We start from the raw sequence: 16,040 nt of genomic DNA, 5'->3' as shown, positions 1-16,040 counted from the left end.
CAAGGGCAAGCTGACCCGCATTCCTGATGAGGTCGAATACGACTTCAACGACCAGCCGCACAACTGCAAGCGGTACGTTGACGAGGATTTCAATGAATACGGCATCTATGAGGACGGCTTCATTGTTGCCATCCCCTGCGAAAAGGCTTGGGGGTTCAGTACCAAAGAGAAGTCCCGGATTGCCGCCATGATTGAAAAAGAACGCATGGAAGCCCGTCAGCGGCGCGGATCCTATCGGTCAGCTCACAGCTTTCAATGCGGGCACCCTGCATTTCAGAAATAATCGGCAGGACCGTCTGGGCAACCTCGTAGTTGTCGATGCGGCGGTAGCGGTCGGAGAGAATGGCGCGGGCGGTGCCGTCAAGGGTACGAACCATGCGGCGGGTGTCCGGGGACTGCTGGAACCAGCCATTGACGTTTGCCATCAGCAAGCCGGGGTTCTCTGCCCGCATCCGCTCGTAGTAGGGAGCCGGGATCTTCAGCTGCAATCCAAGCTGGCGGTGGGCATTTTCGTTCAGCTGGAACGGGGTGTTGCCGATCACGAGGTCAAAGTTCTCGTTGACGGCGGTCATCTGCATAGCGCCCGCCGTGGCAACGTAGTCCTTTTTGACCTTGGCCTGCCGGTCAAGTTCAATCGCCAGCTCCTGCAAACTTCTTCCGTATTTCATTGAAATCTCCTTTTCTTTCAGAAAAACAACCGGGACAAGCCCGAAATCACATAAACTTGCGGATCAGGTCACCTACCGCGGTATCACGGAGAACACGGCCGAGCCATGCTCCCAAAGCATCGAACACGCCCTTGCTGTCCAGCCAGATCAGCAGTGCCGCTCCAAAAGCGGTCAGCCAGAACTGGAATACCGGGACACGAGCCGCCGCCTGTTCGGGGGTGAGGTGGTACATGAACATCAACAGCTTCTGCATCTTTACTCCTCCCCGCCGCAATAGATCTTCTCGGCCTGTTCAACGCTGGTGTCATCGAATGCCCAGTGCAGTTCATGCAGCACCTTTTCGATGGTCTTTTCGTCAAGCCCGGCTCTCTGCATAGCCAGCAGGCAGTATCCGGTACAGGCCGCGTTGCTCCATGCGCCATTCAGCGCAAGTGCTTCAAACAAAGAAATCTGTTCCTCGTGGGTCATGTGCGGCTCTCCTTTCTCAGGTGTTCAGCTTTCCATGCGTCCAGCTGTTCACGCCCGCCGGGCTGGCTGACGATGGAAAAGTAAAATTCCAAACATCCCTTTGCCAGCTGGTACTGGGCTTCCGGCGTGATGCTGGAAACATCAACTTTTATGTCGGACATCTTGGATTTCTTTCTCTTGTATAGCCCACTTGATTTCCGAGGGGAAATCAGTTAAACTAAAAAACGATGATGCAGCCTTTCTCAGACGTTCCTCCGGGAACGTGGACAGATAACCTTGCTCGGTATGGCGCATCGCTTCTGGCATCGCCCTGTTCCAGCAGGACGGTGCCTTTTTTCTTGTGTTCTCCAATTCACCCCCATTGTGTAGCCTTTCGTCGCATATATGCGACAATTTAGGCAAAAAATATCGCAGAGAAGTCCCTTGCGGTAAAGTTCAGCGCCCGCGCTATTGCATTGGCTTCTCCAATGGTGAAATTTTCGCCTTTTTCGGTCAGCTTCCGATAAAACGTCGATTTGCTGACCCCGATAATATTTGACAGCGCTTCGACCGAAAAGTTGTTTTCGATCATCTTTGCTCTCAATTTTCGCACATTCACTTTGTTCACCTCCTTTTTGCGTCGCATATTTGCGACATCCGTATTGTACGCCCTTTCCGTTTCAAAGTCAAGAGTCTTTTCGCATCCCATGCGAAATATTTTTTGAAAACCGGGAAATTGAATTGCAAATTTGCGAATTTTATGTATAATAGAGATTAAAAGGGAGGGCTTCAAATGACCATTGGAGATAGAATTCGTGATAGACGGCAAGAACTTGGTTTTTCAGTCGATGAGCTTGCAGCACGTTTGGGGAAAAACCGTGCTACAGTTTACCGCTATGAAAACGGCGATATTGAAAAACTTCCTGTTGCCATACTGGAGCCTCTTGCATCCGCTCTTGAGACCAATGAAGCCTACCTTATAGGGCTAGTGGATGATCCAAGACCTTTGGGAAGCTCTATTGGAATGGCTGCCGATAAGAAAAAAGCCGCCCTCCAGCAGGAGGACGGCAAAGTGGCTGAGATTATGGAGCTGTTTGTGAATCTTCCGGCCGACAAGCAGCAGGAGGCCTTGAGTTACCTGCGCTACCTGTCAGCGAGCGCAGATAAGTGAGCAACGCTTCCCGGTCGGCATCCGACAGGGCTTTTACCTGCTCAACGATTTTGGAATAATCTTCCGATTTCATGCGCTGGCATCCCCTTTCCTGTAAGATTGCTCCCGGAAGCAGCTCAAATATAACAGCTTCTTCCCTGCTTTGTCAGCGTTTCGGTAGATTTTTCCGTTTTTCAGCAAAATAAAAACGCCCACGGTGTTACCAGCACCGCAGGCGTTCCAGATCAGCTTACTCAGAGATGGTACAGGGATAAAACCTGTCCAGAGCAATAACAGACCTCGCAGATGTTATTGTACCACCTCCGGGCAGGCTTGTCAAAGTGTACCCGGAGGTATTTTTATGGGCAAAAAGCAAAAGACAAACGGCGGCGATGCGGTGATCTACGCCCGCTATTCTTCCCACAATCAAAGGGATGTTTCCATCGAACAGCAGGTTGAAGCCTGCCGAAAGCACGCCGCAGAGCTGGGACTGACCGTCACCGCCACCTATGAGGACCGCGCGATCAGCGGCAAAACGGACAAGCGCCCATCTTTCCAGCGTATGATGCGGGATGCCGAGCAGCACAAGTTCGCCTATGTGCTGGCATGGAAAAGCAACAGAATAGGCCGCAACATGATGCAGGCGCTGGTAAATGAGAGCCGCTTGGTTGATTGCGGGGTCAAGGTCTTTTATGCTGAAGAAGATTTTGACGATAACGCCGCCGGGCGCTTTGCTTTGAGATCGATGATGAACGTCAATCAGTTCTATATCGAAAACATGGCCGAGGATGTGAAGCGCGGCCTATACGATAATGCCAAAAAGGGGCTTGTCAATGGCAGTCTCCCACTTGGCTATAAGCGTGGCGCCGACGGAAAGCCCGAAATTGATGAGCCGAAAGCGGCCATTGTCCGGGAGATTTATACGAGAGTCGCCGCCGGGGAACTTTTTGCCAGCATAGCCGATGACCTCAATGCTCGTGGAATCAAAACCGCCAGAGGGCGTGAATGGAACAAAGGCAGCTTCCATGTCCTCTGCCATAACGATAGATACCGCGGAATTTACATGTACGGCGACATTCGCATCCCCGGTGGAATGCCGCGCATCATCAGTGATGAGCTTTTCTACGATGCACAGGAGGCCTACAGCATGAAAAAGGATAACCGCTATGGACGCGCCCGCCACGGGGCAGAAAACTATCTTCTGACCGGCAAGCTGTACTGTGGGCATTGCGGGGGCTATATGGTCGGGATCTCTGGCACCAGCAAGACCGGCGAAATGCATTATTACTACGCCTGTCAAAAGCACCGGCTGGAACACACCTGCGAAAAGAAAGCCATCCGCCGGGATGTGATTGAAAATGCTGTGGCGCGGGCCATTATGATGTACTGCTTGGACGATGAAACCATAGACTTCATCGTAGACAGCACCATTGCTTACTTCAAGCAAAAAGACCATGAGCTTCACATTGAAGCCATGGAAAACGAACTTGCGGCTGTTCAGCAGGCCATATCCAACTTGATGAAAGCAATCGAAGCTGGTATTATCACCCCGACCACCAGAACCCGGCTTCTTGACCTTGAGGAGCAGCAAGCAAAGCTCTCAGCCAAAATCAACACGGCTAAAGCAGAGCGGGTCGAAATTGACCGGGATGACCTCATCGCTGGGCTTCAGCTTTTCCGTACCGGGGATATAAAAAATAAAAAGTTCCTGGCAAAGCTGTTCAACACGTTCCTGATCGCGGTGTATCTTTACGATGACAACCGGCTCAAAATCGTATTCAGCTTTACCGGGAACCATAACAGCGTGGAAATCCCGCTGGAGCTGGACAATGATTGTCCAGACAGCGAGATTGTCTCAGACGAAACCGAAGTTCGTATGAGCCACTTAGAGTGCCGAAAAAATTTAGGGTCGCCGCCCTCATCGGGGGAAGCCGAAAAGGGCGATGATTGTTCAGACGGGAGATTTGTTCGTACAGCCCCACTTCCGCCGCATAAAAAGACCCCCCAAGCTTACGCTTGAGGGGCTTTTTATTTTGCTTATTTTACACCTTGCCGCCGTGCAGCTCTGCATACATCTTGGAACGGCACTCGGCCACAGCCGGGGTCATGTTCACATAGTGCTTATGCGGGCACTCCAGACGCAGCTCGCTCTCCCAGGTCTCCTCGGTGAGCTGCTTTGCAATGTAGGCCTTCTTCTCTGCGATCGAAGGCAGCTCAATGGCCAGCTGACCATTCAGCACATGCGGCACCAGCAGCTTTTTGACCTTGGTGGGGGTAATGGTGACGGTGCGCTCGATGGCATCGGAGTCCAGATTGACCATCGTGACGGGCTTGCCCGCCTCGATGACTTCATCATCCATGGCGATCAGGTCACACTGAGCCTGACCATTTTCATCGTAGAGGCGCCACGGCATCTTCTTGCCCGGAATGATGGCCTTGCTGGCGGAATCCGAGCACTTCATCTTGGGAGTGTAGCTGCCGTCCGGCTGCTTGACCGCCACCAGCTTGTACACACCGCCGAACACGGGGTCGGAAGCAGAGGTGATCAGGTTTTCGCCCACGCCGTAGGAGTCAAAATGAGCGTGCTCATACAGCTCCATGTTGGCGATCTTCTTTTCGTCCAGACCATTGGAAGCCACCAGCTTGATGTAAGGCTTACCGGCCGCATCCAGTGCCTTGCGCAGGCGCTTGGAGCCGCGGGCCAGGTCGCCGGAGTCGATACGGGCGCTCTTGACGCGGCGGTTCGGGTCGTTGGGGTATTTTTCGATGAGGTAATCGTCCAGTTTAATGAGGTTGGGCAGACCGCTCTCCATGATATTATAGGTGTCCAGCAGCAGACTGACCGAATCCGGGTAGGTATCGGCAAAGGCCTTGAAGGCATCAAACTCCGTGGGGAAGAACTCGATGAAGCTGTGCGCTACGGTACCCACAGCCTTGACCTCCGCGCCGAACTTCATCTCGGCCAAACAGTTGGCAGTGCCCACGCAGCCGCCCAGAACAGCAGCATATGCACCATCGTTGCCAGCGCTTTCGCCCTGCGCACGGCGGGTGCCGAATTCCATCACGCTGCGGGGCGTGTGGGTGTTCAGGCCGGTGACGCGGGTAGCCTTGGTGGCGATCAGGCTGTGGAAGTTCATGGTCTGCAGCAGGTAGGTCTCGATCAGAATTGCGCCCACGAGGTCGCACTCGATGCGCACCATCTGCACATGCGGGTATGCCACCGTGCCCTCGGGCAGAGCGTACATGTCGCCCTTCCACTGATAGGTGCGCAGATACTCGCAGAATTCCTCACTCATGCCCTTGGTGCGCAGCCACCAGATATCCTGTGCATTGAAATGATAATTCAGCAGAAAACGGGTCAGCTTGCGCTGGCCGGCACTGATGGAGTAACCCTGATTATCCGGGTTCTTGCGGAAGAACATATCAAACACCAGCGTGGTGTCCTTGAATCCGTGCAGGAACAGGCAGTTTGCCATAGTAAATTCATAAAAATCCACGACCATTGCGGGGTTGTCGTAGTCCTCATCTGGAATATAAGGCACAACCTTGATTTCGTCCATGAATAGTATCCTCTCTTCTTTACACCCGGCAAAGGCTCCTTGCTGTCCCCTGCCGTTCTGACCTGTGGGAAGGTTTGCGCGCCTGCCTGTCTTGACAGTGCGTTTCTATCATGATATCACCAAACGCAGAGCGGTGCAAGCATTTTTGGAAAATCCCGGTCAATTTCCGGTAAGAAAAAGCCGCCCATACACAAACAGCACGGGCGGCTTTCAGAACAAACGTGTTAACCGTTGATGATATTGGGGGTAGCATTCTTCAGCACAACGTCGTGGCTGCCGCCCTCAACGATGGAGGTAGAGGAAACCACGGTCAGCTTTGCTTTCTGCTGCAGCTCCGGGATGGACAGAGCGCCGCAGTTGCACATGGTGCTCTTGACCTTGTACAGAGTGGTCTGCACACCGTCAGCCAGAGGGCCGGCATAGGGCACGTAGCTGTCCACGCCTTCCTCAAAACTCAGCTTGCTGGAACCGCCCAGATCGTAGCGCTGCCAGTTGCGGGCACGGTTGGAGCCTTCGCCCCAATACTCCTTCATATACTGGCCGTTGATGCGCACCTTATTCGTGGGGCTTTCGTCAAAGCGGGCAAAGTAGCGGCCCAGCATCACAAAATCCGCACCCATGGCCAGTGCCAGCGTGATGTGGTAATCGTGGACGATGCCGCCGTCGGAGCAGATGGGCACATAGATGCCGGTCTCCTTATAGTACTCATCGCGGGCCTTTGCCACCTCGATGACAGCGGTAGCCTGACCACGGCCAATGCCCTTGGTCTCGCGGGTGATGCAGATAGAACCGCCGCCAATGCCGATCTTCACGAAGTCTGCACCAGCCTCGGCCAGGAAGCGGAAGCCCTCGGCATCCACAACGTTGCCTGCGCCCACCTTGACGGTATCGCCGTAGTGCTCACGGATCCAGCCGATGGTGCGGCTCTGCCACTCGGAGTAACCCTCGGAAGAGTCGATGCACAGCACATCCACACCGGCATCCACCAGTGCGGGCACGCGCTCAGCGTAATCGCGGGTGTTGATGCCGGCGCCCACCACATAGCTCTTGTTCTTATCCAGCAGTTCATTGGCGTTCTTCTTGTGAGAGTCGTAGTCCTTGCGGAACACCATATACTTCAGGTTGCCCTCGGCATCCACCAGAGGCAGGGTGTTGATCTTGTTATCCCAGATGATGTTGTTGCAGTCGTGCAGGGAGGTGTTCTCCGGTGCAGTGACCAGCTTTTCAATGGGAGTCATGAAGGTGGTGACAGGGGCATCATCCGGGGTGTGGTTGATGCGGTAGTCACGAGATGCAACAATGCCCAGCAGCTTGCCGCTCGGAGTGCCATCGGCAGTGATGGCAATGGTGGAGTGGCCGGTGCGTGCCTTCAGCTCCAGCACATCGTGCAGGGTGGCAGTGGGGGCCAGGTTGGAATCGGACACGACATAACCAGCCTTGAAGCTCTTGACGCGGCGCACCATGGCAGCCTCGTTCTCAATGCTCTGAGATCCGTAGATGAAGGACACGCCGCCCTGACGGGCCAGTGCAATGGCCAGCTTATCGCCAGAGACCGCCTGCATGATAGCGCTGATCATGGGAATATTCATCTGCAGGGGGCACTCCTCCTCGCCCTTGCGGTACTTGACCAGCGGGGTCTTGAGGCTGACAGCCGTGGGGATATTCTCTGCAGAGGAATAGCCGGGGATCAGCAGATATTCACCGAAAGTGCGGGAAGGTTCTTTATAGAAATAAGCCATGTTCAAACTCCTTTTCTCTTAACGCATCAACATCAATCGGATTCATGTTTGCAACCTATAAATTGATTGTATATACTGTACCACAAAGCCAGCCGGAATACAAACCCCCGCCGCGCCAAACTTTGTAAATGTCCTTTGCAGAAAAACAGGCAAATTGCCCACCAAAATGGCGTAAGGTCATACTTTCCCGCATGAGAAGCCGGTTTTTGCGTGATTTATGGATGCAAAAAAGCTCGTCCAGAACGGACGAGCTTTTTTGCACACGAAGCGGGATACCGCCTGTGCGGCACATGGATCACGACTGTGAAGGAGAACAGCCGGAGGAGGAGAACCTGTGCCCGATATCCCCAAAAAACAAGAAGAAAAAGATTTCACACTCAGCAGGGCTTGTGCCCTTGCTGTAACCATATTGTAACTCTTTTGAAACCATTTTGCAATAGGGTTTTGTAATTTTTCTGTAATTTCTTTTGTTAACTTTTTGTAGACACATATAAAACCCCTGCCAGAAAATTTCCGGCAAGGGCTTTGCAGATCATTCTTTATTTTCTTAATAGCACTTTTTGCAAGCAGTGAAGCCTTCCGCTTTTGCTTTCGATAATGTAACCTTTTCCGGGTCTTTCATATTGCTGCAGGTAGACTTGCTGTGATATTTTTTGCCGCCGTGCGTTGGGACCCAGACCATCTGCTCCGTCTTTTTGCCGGCAGAAATGGTCTGAACGGCTGCAGTGGACGGCTTGCAGGCCGCAGTCTGTACACTGGCGGCAGATGCCGCCGGGCACAGCAGACTGAAGCACAGTACCAGAACGGCCGCAAGGACTCGGAGATGTTTTTTCATTTGTTTTATCCTCCTTTGGACAATCAGAAGATCCTTCTAATAAAAGAGTACTCCCTGTTCCTCAGAGGATGCAATTCTCAAAATGCGCCGGTTTTTTCTGCACGGGTGACGCTTTTTTTGCATTGCTCGCTTATTTTCAGCTAAAAGCGGCGCAGCGGTTCTCTTGAGAAATCAACGATTTACACATTTGTCTTTCCCACCTCCAGATAGCACTCAAAGCTGGTCTGGCCGTTGTGCTTTCCGACCACATACCAGCCATCCGCCGAAGGGGCATAAAACACCTCTGCCGTTTCTCCCATCGGGATCTCGCGGTGGTAGTTGATAGAAGCAAATGTCACGGGGCCTTTGCGCATCACTTCCAGCGGCAGCGCATCGCAGACAAGGTCCAGATAGAATGCGTTGTTCAAATGGCCGTTCAGATCGCACTGGGAATAATGCGCCGTCCACTCCCCTGCACTGGTCAGACCGTCCTTGCACTTGTGCAGCTGCAAAGGCAGCTCGCCCTCCACCGTATCGTTCCAGAAATTCTCCACCGTCCAGCCCGGCTCCCGCAGGATACGGCCCTCGGCAAGGCTTGCCACGATCCAGCGGCAGTCCACCATAGCCACCTCTTTGCCCTCGGCATCGGTCAGGGTGGTGATGCGTTTGACCGAACCGTGTTTGCTGACCTGCGCCCGGGAGGTAAGGGTCAGCGTTTCGGCACGCTGGGGCACACGGTCAAATTTCAGGGCCTGCTTGCCCACCAGAAAGGTCACACCGCGATCTTTGAAGAACTGGTCATCCATACCAAAGGCGCGGGCGTGGTCTGTCGAAATCTGCTCCACATAGCGCAGCAGGGCGCTGGGCTTGAGCAGGCTGCGGAAGTCGGCATCTGCGTTCATGACTGTCATGGTCTCGGTGTAAAAGAACTGTTCCATGGTTTTCCTTTCTATAAAAAGAGACCACTGCACGTTGTTCTGTGCAGCAGCCTCCTTTGCGTTTAATACTGATTGCGGTTGCGCCTGCGGACCTTGCGCCAGATGTTGAAGCAGGCCAGCGCTACCATGGCTGCCAGCAGCGCAAGGAACAGCAGACTGCTGCCACCCTCGTCGTAGCTCTTCATTTCGCTCCACTTCACGTCCAGCTCGCTGTTCACATCGTCGCTCAGGGCAGTGAACACCTTTTCCTTGGCGGTTTTCTCTTCGGACGGATAAGCGATCTCGCTCTCCTTCAGATCCTCGTCCAGCACCTCCCACACATCCTGCATGGGGGTGGTGTAGCCGATGTACTCGGCGTTTGCCTTGCCGATGTCCGTCTCACACATGAAGTTGATGAACATTTCCGCAGCTTCCTGATGTTCACTGGCAGCAGGAATGGTCATGCAGTCCACGGAAAGCACGCTGCCTTCCTCCGGGAACACCCATGCAAGGTCTGGATTATCGTCGATCATGGTGATGGCATCGCCGGAGTAGTACACACCGACGGCTGCCTCGCCGCCGATCATCTTATCAAAGATCTCATCCATGACGTAGGCCTGCACCAGCGGTTTCTGAGCCTTCAGCTCTTCCACCACCTCATCCACCTCTTCGGTGGACTGCGGGTTGATATCGTGTCCGCTCTTAAAAGCAGCAATGGCGTAGGCATCGCGGCTGTTGTTGAACATCAGGATATTGCCTGCGTACTGCTCGTCCCACAGGTCGGCCCAGCTGGTGGGCGCTTTGTCCACCATGGTGGTGTTATAAATGATGCCGGTGGTGCAGAGCATGTAGGGCACGGTGTAGGTATTCTGCGGATCGTAATCCGGATCCACGTATTCCTGATCGATCTTTTTGAAGTTCGGGATATTGTCGTAGTTCAGAGGCTTGAGCATCCCCTCGGCGATCATTTTTGCCACCATGTAATCCGACGGAATGACCACATCGTAGTTGGCTGCGCCGGACTTGAGCTTTGCGTACATGGACTCGTTGGAGTCGAAGGTGGTGTAGTTCACCTTGATGCCGGTAAGCTTTTCAAAGGCCGCCACCACGTCCACGCTGTCGTCCGAGCCGTTGGAGATGTACTCGCCCCAGTTATAGACATTGATGGCCACGTTCTGGCCCTTGAAGCGGGTCCAGTCGTAATCGTCCGACACCGAGACATCCTCGGTCACCTCAATGGTGCCGGCGGCAAAGGCGGGCATTGCACAGCAGACCGCCATTGCCAGCGCCAGCAGCAACACAGCAAAACGTTTCATCACACGCCCTCCCCTCTCAGCGCCTTCTGGTCGCGGCGGTAGCTGCGGCTCTCCATTGCGTTGGAGATCAGAATGATGCACAGAATGACCACGAACATGATGGTGGACAGCGCATAGATCTCCGGGCTGACCTTTTTACGGGTCATGGAGTAGATGGCGATGGGCAGCGTTTCCACCGTGCCGCAGTTGAAATAGGAGATCATGAAGTCGTCGATGGAATAGGTCAGGCAGATGAGGAATGCCGACAGGATGGCCGGGCTGATCTCCGGCAGGATGACCTTGAAGAAGGCCTGCTTGGGGTCGCAGCCAAGGTCGAGCGCTGCCTCATACAGCTTGATATCCAATTGCTTGAGCTTGGGCGTGACGTTGAAGATGACATATGGCACATTGAACGCGATATGCGCAATGAGCAGCGTCGGGAAGCCCATGATGGTATCCGGCAGCCAGGAGACACCCCCGGCAAAGCGCTGGTAGGCCACGAACAGCAGCATGAGCGAGATGCCGGTGATGATCTCCGGGTTGACCACCGGGATATAGGTGATGTTGGTGACGACAAGGCGGCTGCCGCGGCCCATGGACGCAATGCCCAGACTTGCCGCTGTACCCAGCACAGTGGCAATGACCGCAGAGATCAGAGCCACTTCCAGCGAGACCAGCAGCGCATGCAGGATGGAGGAGTTGTGCAGCAGGCTGGAGTACCACTTGAGGGTAAAGCCGGTGAAGAGCGAATAGCCCTTGGACTGGTTGAAGCTGAATACGATCATGTATGCAATGGGCAGGTACATGAAGCAGAAAAACAGCACGATATAGACGCGCTGCATCAGGCGCAGATGTTTCGTTTTCATCAGGACACGCCCTCCATTTCATCTTCATCAAAGCTGGAGGTGAAGCTCATGCACAGCAGCACAATGATCATCAGCACAAGGCTCATGGCAGAACCCACGTTCAGGTTGTAGCTGTTGCCAAGGAACTGCATCTCGATCAGATCGCCAATGAGCAGGTTGGAGCCGCCGCCCAGCATACGGCTGATAACAAAGGTGGACACCGCCGGGACGAACACCATGGTGATGCCGGTGCTGATGCCGGGCACGCTCATGGGGATGAGCACCCGGAGAAGGGTCTTGGTGGTGGAAGCGCCCAGATCCTGCGCAGCTTCCACCAGGCTCTGGTCGATCTTGGTCATGCTGGTGTACAGCGGCAGGATCATATAGGGCACATAGTTATACACCATGCCCAGCACCACCGCACCGGAGGTGTTGAGCATATTGAAGGGGCCAAGGCCGAACACGCCCAGAACGGCGTTCACCGGGCCGTTGATGCTGAGCAGGCCCATCCATGCGTAGGTGCGCAGCAGAAAGTTCATCCACATGGGCAGCATGACCAGCATGAGCATGATGTGCTGCTTGTTCACCCGCAGGCGGGAAAGGAAATAGCCCACCGGGAACGCAATGACCAGACAAATGACCGTGGCAATGAGGGCCAGCAGCAGGCTGCGGGCAAACACCGAGCCGTAGCCGCTGATGGAGGTGAGGTTATCCAGCGTGAAAGCTCCGTTTGCATCCGTAAATGCATAGTACACCACGATGATCAAAGGCACCACTGTGAACAGCGTCATCCATACAAAGTACGGATAGGCCAGCTTTTTATCGTAAATCTTCATCATTGCGGCTCACCCCTCTGAACGCGCCATAATGTGGATCTCGTTGGGGCCGATGCGCATACCAATGGTCTCACCGGGGGTGCAGGCGCGGGTGGAATGGATCAGCCATTCGCGGCCCTCGCACTCCACATGCATCTCAAAGTGGACACCCTTGAAGATGACATCGTTCACAACGCCGACAAGCTGGCCTTCCACAGGAGAGACCACCTCGATATCCTCGGGGCGCACCACTACCTGCACGCTCTGCTCGCGGGCAAAGCCGCGGTCCACACAGGGGAAGTCCACGCCGGAGAAGGACACCAGAAAATCCCGGTGCATCACGCCGTCCACGATGTTGGAATCGCCAATGAAGTCTGCAACAAAGGCATTCTTCGGCTCATTGTAAATATCCTCCGGCGTGCCGATCTGCTGCACCTTGCCGCCGTTCATGACCACGACGGTATCGGACATGGTAAGGGCTTCCTCCTGATCGTGGGTAACATAAATAAAGGTAATGTTCATTTCGCGCTGCAGGCGCTTCAGCTCCAGCTGCATCTCCTTGCGCAGCTTGAGGTCCAGTGCGCCAAGGGGTTCATCCAGCAGAAGGATCTCCGGCTCGTTCACCAGACTGCGGGCGATGGCCACGCGCTGCTGCTGGCCGCCGGACATCTGGCTGATGCTGCGGCGCTCGAAGCCTTTCAGGCCAACAACTTCCAGCATGTTGCGCACCTTGCGGCGGATGGTCTCTTCGTCCATCTTTTTGAGCCGCAGACCGAAGGCCACGTTCTCGAACACGTTCAGGTGCGGGAACAGTGCGTATTTCTGAAAAACGGTGTTCACCGGGCGCTTATAGGGCGGCACGCCGGTAATGTCCTCACCTTTCAGCAGCACTTTGCCGGAATTGGGTTCCAGAAAACCTGCGATCAGACGCAGGGTGGTGGTTTTGCCGCAGCCGGAAGGGCCCAGCAGCGTCACGAACTCTTTGTCATGGATGTCGAGGTTCAGCCCATCCAGAATGCGCTGACCGTCAAATTCCACTACGATATCCCGCAGTGAAACGATCACCGAGTTGTCCATTTTTTACTTTATCCTCCTTGTAACTCAGATACGAAAAAAGACAGGGCCATGCCCCATCCCTCGTACCAGGGCGACCCAGCCCCGCACAACATCCATGACGACCGGAGAACCTGCAAAAGCAGGCTCTTATATTGCGCAGTTATTCTGCCCTGTCTCGTCTATCTTAATCAATCTTTGCTGAAATGTCAATCACTCTGCCAATGTTTGCCGAAGCTTTACACGCCGCAACAAAAAAACATGCGCCGCAGCGGGCTTTCCGCATACGGCGCACAAAGGTTTTTATTCAGCTTTTAAGGCAGCGGCCGTTATCAGAAGGGCCTGCACAGTGTCAAGGTCAACCGCATAGACGGAACTGTCCCCCTCCACCATCATCCAGCAGCCGTCTGCATTTTCGGCGTAGTGGAGGGTCACAGTCCCATCGGCAGAGGCGGCCCGCACCGTTGCAAGCGGTGCAGCAAAGCCATAGGCCGAAGGGTCGGCATCCGTGATTTGTGCGGTCACATAGCCTGCCAGAGCGGAGAGGATGCTCTGCACCTTGCTGTCGTCCAGATCGGCAGAGGGTTCATCGGCCAGCCGCCACACGGTCTGATAGGTGGTGGAATCGGCCGCGCTTTCCGAGGAATCGCTCTCCGCTTCCGCAGGCTCAGAGACTGCATTCAGTGCAAGGGTGCCGCTGCCCGTCGTAATGGAAACACTTTCCAGCGCGGAGGCCGTCAGTCCCGCCGGGTTGAACGCGCCAAAAAGGTCCGCTTTGGTCAGCTCAAAGCAGGCCGCCTTGTTGCCAGAAACGGTGTACACGGCATCGTCCCCTGCCTTCTGCACATACAGATCTCCTGTGACCGGGTTCTCGGTGCCAAAGGCAAAGGTGTTCGTCTCGCCTGCCGCCGTCACCGTGACCGTAACAGCCGGGTCGGCAAGGCCGTAGTCCTCGCCGGGCTGAGCCGTGAGCTGACGTTTGGCATTCAGGGATGCCAGCGCCGTGACCATGGTATTGCAGGCAGCTGCATCCAGATGATAGTCCGGGTCATCCGCCAGCGTCCAGCTGCCGGAATCGTAATTTAAGGTAAGCGTTTCGCCGCCATAGGCATACCGGATGCTGGTCACATCGCCTGCCGCAAAGGAAGAGAGCAGGATGCTGCCCTCTGCGGCGGCGCTGGAAGCAGCCTCTTCTGCGGCATTGCTGCGGCTGACAACCCACAGTAGCCCGCCCAGCACAAGCACCAGCACCAGAAGCACCGCAAGGGTGCGCTGTTTTGTTTTCATGGCAGTGCCCCCTTACCTGCGGCGGCGCAGCAGCACCTCCACAGCACCTGCAATGAGCACTGCTGCGGGCAGCACGAATACGAACACCATGCCCAGCGTCATGGATGCGGAAGCCGGGACCGTGATGGGCGCAGCTTCCAGTGCTTTGGTGTCGATGAGCAGGCTCTGCCCTACCAGCGAAGCGGCACAGCCCTGCAGGAAGGTCAGGTTGCCCGGGATGGACTGGTACACCTGCTCGTTGTCCATGTTGGGGCAGCCGATCCAGATCACCTCGGCACCGGTGGATTCATTGCGCGCCCATACGGCCAGCGAGAACGGGCCGTCGGTATCGCCGGCTTCCTTTGCGGAAGAAGAGCTGGCATCAAAGTCCTGCTTGCTGTAGGCATCCTCGGTGGTATACAGCAGCGGTTCCGCCGTCACATCGTCTGTCTCGGTAATGGTGATGCCCTGTGCCACCGAGAGCATCACATGGGTGCTCTGATTCACGCCGTCCAGCGCGGTGCTTTCGTCGGCGGCCGCGTAGTCCGGGAACAGCGAGTACGGGTAGCCGTGCAGCGCGTGGCCCGCATCGCCCTCCACCACAAGGCCCGGCTCACGCGCAAGGCCGAACTGTGCCATCACTGCATCCAGATCGGGCGTTTCGGTATAGCCGCTGGTGGTCAGCAGCACCTTGCCGCCGTTTTCCAGATAGGCCTGCAGCTGCGCGATCTCATCCACAAGGCCGTCAGCTGCAAAATCCGAAGCGGGGTCGCTGATGATGAGCAGATCACAGTCCTCCGGGATGGTGCCGGTGAGCAGATCCAGCGGCTGGGCATCGATATTCTGCGCCTTGAGCGCCTCGGTCAGTGAGGAGGTAAGCGCCTGCTCGCCGTGGTTGGTGGTGTAGTAGGCGTGACTTTCTGCTGCGGCAGTCAGCTTGTAGATGGCAGAGCTGATCTGCTTTTCGCCGCCAAAGGTCACGTTGGCAGCGCCGGTGGTGTAGTAATCGGAGTAATCGTACTCGTAAAGTTCGGCGGCGTTCAGCACTTCGCTGTTCTCACCGCTGACCACGATCAGACTGCCGGTGGATGCATTCTCTGCGCCGTACTGCGCTGCAAAGGTCGGGTAAAGCGCCGGGTCCTTCTGCTCCCAGTGGAAGTGACCGCTCTCGTCGGCGTAGTGATCCAGCAGCTTGGTGATAATGGCATCCTCGCTGCCGGTCTCACAGAGATAATAAACGGTCACGTCCTGATCCAGGCTCTGCATCAGCTGCCTGGAGCTGTCGCCCAGCGTGTACATTTTGGCGGCAGAGAGGTCGAATTCGGTGTATTTTTTCGGGATGGCCCCCACCAGCAGATTGATCAGCACGGCCAACACGATGGCTGCTGCCAGAATGGCCGTGGAGTACAGCCCATTGCGGAACACCTTGCCGTTTGCAGAGGAAGAAAATTTGAAATTTTTCATGTTGTTC

General features: G+C 55.1%; 17 protein-coding genes. 2 read left to right on the top strand and 15 right to left on the bottom strand.

Features of this window, described 5'->3' with window-relative positions; translation table 11 throughout:
- Window positions 1–155: 155 nt before the first annotated feature.
- The 5 genes from DWY76_RS02490 to DWY76_RS02475 all read right to left on the bottom strand — a co-directional run bounded on the left by DWY76_RS02490 (window position 156) and on the right by DWY76_RS02475 (window position 1,761).
- Window positions 156–668 (bottom strand): hypothetical protein, encoded by a 513-nt coding sequence (locus tag DWY76_RS02490; RefSeq protein WP_120079632.1) that lies wholly within the window; start codon window positions 666–668, stop codon window positions 156–158.
- 46 nt (window positions 669–714) lie between these two features.
- Window positions 715–921: a hypothetical protein gene (locus DWY76_RS02485; protein ID WP_120079630.1), complete on the bottom strand. Its 207-nt coding sequence runs from the start codon at window positions 919–921 to the stop codon at window positions 715–717.
- A 2-nt stretch (window positions 922–923) separates the two neighbouring features.
- Window positions 924–1,136 carry a hypothetical protein gene (locus DWY76_RS02480; RefSeq protein ID WP_120079628.1) on the bottom strand — a complete coding sequence of 71 codons (213 nt, stop codon included), beginning with the start codon at window positions 1,134–1,136 and terminating at the stop codon, window positions 924–926.
- On the bottom strand, window positions 1,133–1,297 hold the full coding sequence (locus DWY76_RS13910; RefSeq protein WP_165852549.1) for a hypothetical protein: 165 nt from the start codon (window positions 1,295–1,297) through the stop codon (window positions 1,133–1,135). Before DWY76_RS13910 ends, DWY76_RS02480 begins: the two co-directional genes overlap by 4 nt.
- A gap of 233 nt (window positions 1,298–1,530) precedes the next feature.
- A complete protein-coding gene (locus DWY76_RS02475; RefSeq protein WP_120079672.1) occupies window positions 1,531–1,761 on the bottom strand; it encodes a helix-turn-helix transcriptional regulator in 231 nt (76 codons plus the stop codon).
- Between the two features lie 147 nt (window positions 1,762–1,908).
- On the opposite strand from DWY76_RS02475, the gene DWY76_RS02470 reads away from it, so the two are divergent.
- The gene (locus DWY76_RS02470; RefSeq protein WP_120079626.1) at window positions 1,909–2,286 is read left to right on the top strand and encodes a helix-turn-helix transcriptional regulator; all 378 of its coding nucleotides are present in this window, start codon (window positions 1,909–1,911) and stop codon (window positions 2,284–2,286) included.
- A 340-nt stretch (window positions 2,287–2,626) separates the two neighbouring features.
- A complete protein-coding gene (locus DWY76_RS02465; RefSeq protein WP_120079624.1) occupies window positions 2,627–4,285 on the top strand; it encodes a recombinase family protein in 1,659 nt (552 codons plus the stop codon).
- A gap of 22 nt (window positions 4,286–4,307) precedes the next feature.
- Here the strand turns inward: DWY76_RS02465 and DWY76_RS02460 are convergent, their stop codons facing one another.
- The 10 genes from DWY76_RS02460 to DWY76_RS02415 form a co-directional block, all read right to left on the bottom strand.
- A complete protein-coding gene (locus DWY76_RS02460) occupies window positions 4,308–5,825 on the bottom strand; it encodes a nicotinate phosphoribosyltransferase (RefSeq protein ID WP_097781858.1) in 1,518 nt (505 codons plus the stop codon).
- Window positions 5,826–6,049: 224 nt separating this feature from the next.
- Window positions 6,050–7,564 carry an IMP dehydrogenase gene (locus DWY76_RS02455; RefSeq protein ID WP_005937254.1) on the bottom strand — a complete coding sequence of 505 codons (1,515 nt, stop codon included), beginning with the start codon at window positions 7,562–7,564 and terminating at the stop codon, window positions 6,050–6,052.
- Between the two features lie 547 nt (window positions 7,565–8,111).
- On the bottom strand, window positions 8,112–8,399 hold the full coding sequence (locus DWY76_RS02450; RefSeq protein WP_005937246.1) for a hypothetical protein: 288 nt from the start codon (window positions 8,397–8,399) through the stop codon (window positions 8,112–8,114).
- A 179-nt stretch (window positions 8,400–8,578) separates the two neighbouring features.
- Window positions 8,579–9,316, bottom strand: coding sequence for an acyl-ACP thioesterase domain-containing protein (locus tag DWY76_RS02445; RefSeq protein WP_097781859.1), 738 nt, complete (start codon window positions 9,314–9,316; stop codon window positions 8,579–8,581).
- 62 nt (window positions 9,317–9,378) lie between these two features.
- Window positions 9,379–10,611 carry a spermidine/putrescine ABC transporter substrate-binding protein gene (locus DWY76_RS02440; protein WP_120079622.1) on the bottom strand — a complete coding sequence of 411 codons (1,233 nt, stop codon included), beginning with the start codon at window positions 10,609–10,611 and terminating at the stop codon, window positions 9,379–9,381.
- Window positions 10,611–11,456: an ABC transporter permease gene (locus DWY76_RS02435; protein ID WP_005937234.1), complete on the bottom strand. Its 846-nt coding sequence runs from the start codon at window positions 11,454–11,456 to the stop codon at window positions 10,611–10,613. Before DWY76_RS02435 ends, DWY76_RS02440 begins: the two co-directional genes overlap by 1 nt.
- A complete protein-coding gene (locus DWY76_RS02430) occupies window positions 11,456–12,271 on the bottom strand; it encodes an ABC transporter permease (RefSeq protein WP_044953212.1) in 816 nt (271 codons plus the stop codon). Before DWY76_RS02430 ends, DWY76_RS02435 begins: the two co-directional genes overlap by 1 nt.
- Window positions 12,272–12,280: 9 nt before the next feature.
- Complete coding sequence (gene potA, locus DWY76_RS02425; protein WP_097774916.1) at window positions 12,281–13,327, bottom strand: spermidine/putrescine ABC transporter ATP-binding protein; 1,047 nt, start codon at window positions 13,325–13,327, stop codon at window positions 12,281–12,283.
- 279 nt (window positions 13,328–13,606) lie between these two features.
- Window positions 13,607–14,590, bottom strand: a complete 984-nt coding sequence (locus DWY76_RS02420) for a DUF4340 domain-containing protein (RefSeq protein ID WP_120079620.1) — start codon at window positions 14,588–14,590, stop codon at window positions 13,607–13,609.
- A 12-nt stretch (window positions 14,591–14,602) separates the two neighbouring features.
- Entirely contained in the window at window positions 14,603–16,033 is a 1,431-nt protein-coding gene (locus DWY76_RS02415) for a Gldg family protein (RefSeq protein WP_120079618.1), read from the bottom strand.
- Between the last annotated feature and the right edge of the window lie 7 nt (window positions 16,034–16,040).

Origin of the sequence: Faecalibacterium sp. AF27-11BH (genome assembly GCF_003603005.1) — a bacterium.
GTDB lineage: Bacteria > Bacillota > Clostridia > Oscillospirales > Ruminococcaceae > Faecalibacterium > Faecalibacterium taiwanense.
Note: the sequence above shows the minus strand (reverse complement) of the source record. Positions and strands in the feature narration are given on the sequence as shown.

Excerpts from the sequence above, each read along its gene's own strand:
- DWY76_RS02490 (WP_120079632.1), bottom strand. The coding sequence starts at position 668 with ATGAAATACGGAAGAAGTTTGCAGGAGCTGGCGATTGAACTTGACCGG.
- DWY76_RS02485 (WP_120079630.1), bottom strand. The coding sequence starts at position 921 with ATGCAGAAGCTGTTGATGTTCATGTACCACCTCACCCCCGAACAGGCG.
- DWY76_RS02480 (WP_120079628.1), bottom strand. The coding sequence starts at position 1,136 with ATGACCCACGAGGAACAGATTTCTTTGTTTGAAGCACTTGCGCTGAAT.
- DWY76_RS13910 (WP_165852549.1), bottom strand. The coding sequence starts at position 1,297 with ATGTCCGACATAAAAGTTGATGTTTCCAGCATCACGCCGGAAGCCCAG.
- DWY76_RS02475 (WP_120079672.1), bottom strand. The coding sequence starts at position 1,761 with ATGCGACGCAAAAAGGAGGTGAACAAAGTGAATGTGCGAAAATTGAGA.
- DWY76_RS02470 (WP_120079626.1), top strand. The coding sequence starts at position 1,909 with ATGACCATTGGAGATAGAATTCGTGATAGACGGCAAGAACTTGGTTTT.
- DWY76_RS02465 (WP_120079624.1), top strand. The coding sequence starts at position 2,627 with ATGGGCAAAAAGCAAAAGACAAACGGCGGCGATGCGGTGATCTACGCC.
- DWY76_RS02460 (WP_097781858.1), bottom strand. The coding sequence starts at position 5,825 with ATGGACGAAATCAAGGTTGTGCCTTATATTCCAGATGAGGACTACGAC.
- DWY76_RS02455 (WP_005937254.1), bottom strand. The coding sequence starts at position 7,564 with ATGGCTTATTTCTATAAAGAACCTTCCCGCACTTTCGGTGAATATCTG.
- DWY76_RS02450 (WP_005937246.1), bottom strand. The coding sequence starts at position 8,399 with ATGAAAAAACATCTCCGAGTCCTTGCGGCCGTTCTGGTACTGTGCTTC.
- DWY76_RS02445 (WP_097781859.1), bottom strand. The coding sequence starts at position 9,316 with ATGGAACAGTTCTTTTACACCGAGACCATGACAGTCATGAACGCAGAT.
- DWY76_RS02440 (WP_120079622.1), bottom strand. The coding sequence starts at position 10,611 with ATGAAACGTTTTGCTGTGTTGCTGCTGGCGCTGGCAATGGCGGTCTGC.
- DWY76_RS02435 (WP_005937234.1), bottom strand. The coding sequence starts at position 11,456 with ATGAAAACGAAACATCTGCGCCTGATGCAGCGCGTCTATATCGTGCTG.
- DWY76_RS02430 (WP_044953212.1), bottom strand. The coding sequence starts at position 12,271 with ATGAAGATTTACGATAAAAAGCTGGCCTATCCGTACTTTGTATGGATG.
- potA (WP_097774916.1), bottom strand. The coding sequence starts at position 13,327 with ATGGACAACTCGGTGATCGTTTCACTGCGGGATATCGTAGTGGAATTT.
- DWY76_RS02420 (WP_120079620.1), bottom strand. The coding sequence starts at position 14,590 with ATGAAAACAAAACAGCGCACCCTTGCGGTGCTTCTGGTGCTGGTGCTT.
- DWY76_RS02415 (WP_120079618.1), bottom strand. The coding sequence starts at position 16,033 with ATGAAAAATTTCAAATTTTCTTCCTCTGCAAACGGCAAGGTGTTCCGC.